1 protein-coding gene is annotated in these 1,495 nt (G+C 64.9%); it reads left to right on the top strand.

The genetic code is table 11. The features are described 5' to 3' along the window. Positions 1-1,495: Ig-like domain-containing protein (locus tag ABD035_RS05090; protein ID WP_343868250.1), on the top strand; the 1,495-nt coding region annotated here is incomplete at both ends.

The following is a 1,495-nucleotide window of genomic DNA, read 5'->3' as shown; positions in this document are numbered from 1 at the left end:
ACCGACGGTAGCGGTAATAACCTGTCCGGAGCGGAGACAAATGACACCACCCCGGTCCTGAAAGGGACCGCGGCAGCCGGCGACACCGTCACTATCCTCGACAACGGTAAAGCCATCGGCACCGCCACGGCAGGCAGTGACGGCAGCTGGAGCAGCACCCTGCCGGCCCTGGCCGACGGCAGCCACAGTATCACCACCACGGTCACCGATGCCGCCGGTAACACCAGTCAGCCTTCGGCCGCCATTCCTGTGACGGTCGAGACCACGGCGCCGGCAGCAGCCGGTGATGTCGAACTGACCGACGGTAACGGTAATAACCTGTCCGGAGCGGAGACAAATGACACCACCCCGGTCCTGAAAGGGATCGCAGCAGCCGGCGACACCGTCACTATCCTCGACAACGGTAAAGCCATCGGCACCGCCACGGCAGGCAGTGACGGCAGCTGGAGCAGCACTCTGCCGGTACTGGCCGACGGCAGCCACAGCATCACCACCACGGTCACCGATGCCGCCGGCAATACCAGCCAGCCTTCGGACGCCATTCCTGTCACGATCGAGACCACGGCACCGGCAGCAGCCGGTGATGTCGAACTGACCGACGGTAACGGTAATAACCTGTCCGGAGCGGAGACAAATGACACCACCCCGGTCCTGAAAGGGACCGCGGCAGCCGGCGACACCGTCACTATCCTCGACAACGGTAAAGCCATCGGCACCGCCACCGCAGGCAGCGACGGCAGCTGGAGCAGCACCCTGCCGGCCCTGGCCGACGGCAGCCACAGTATCACCACCACGGTCACTGATGCCGCCGGTAACACCAGCCAGCCTTCGGCCGCGATCCCTGTCACGGTCGAGACCACGGCGCCGGCAGCAGCCGGTGATGTCGAACTGACCGACGGTAACGGTAATAACCTGTCCGGAGCGGAGACAAATGACACCACCCCGGTCCTGAAAGGGACCGCAGCAGCCGGCGACACCGTCACTATCCTCGACAACAGTAAAGCCATCGGCACCGCCACGGCAGGCAGTGACGGCAGCTGGAGCAGCACTCTGCCGGTACTGGCCGACGGCAGCCACAGCATCACCACCACCGTCACCGATGCCGCCGGCAATACCAGCCAGCCTTCGGCCGCGATCCCTGTCACGATCGAGACCACGGCGCCGGCAGCAGCCGGTGATGTCGAACTGACCGACGGTAACGGTAAGAATCTGGCCGGAGCGGAGACAAATGACTCTACTCCGGTCCTGAAAGGGACCGCGGCAGCCGGCGACACCGTCACTATCCTCGACAACGGTAAAGCCATCGGCACCGCCACGGCAGGCAGTGACGGCAGCTGGAGCAGCACTCTGACGGTACTGGCCGACGGCAGCCACAGCATCACCACCACGGTCACCGATGCCGCCGGCAATACCAGCCAGCCTTCGGCCGCCATTCCTGTCACGATCGAGACCACGGCACCGGCAGCAGCCGGTGATGTCGAACTGACCGACGGTA

The sequence above is a fragment of the Tatumella terrea genome, assembly GCF_039523755.1.
GTDB classification, from domain to species: domain Bacteria; phylum Pseudomonadota; class Gammaproteobacteria; order Enterobacterales; family Enterobacteriaceae; genus Tatumella; species Tatumella terrea.
Note: the sequence above shows the minus strand (reverse complement) of the source record. Positions and strands in the feature narration are given on the sequence as shown.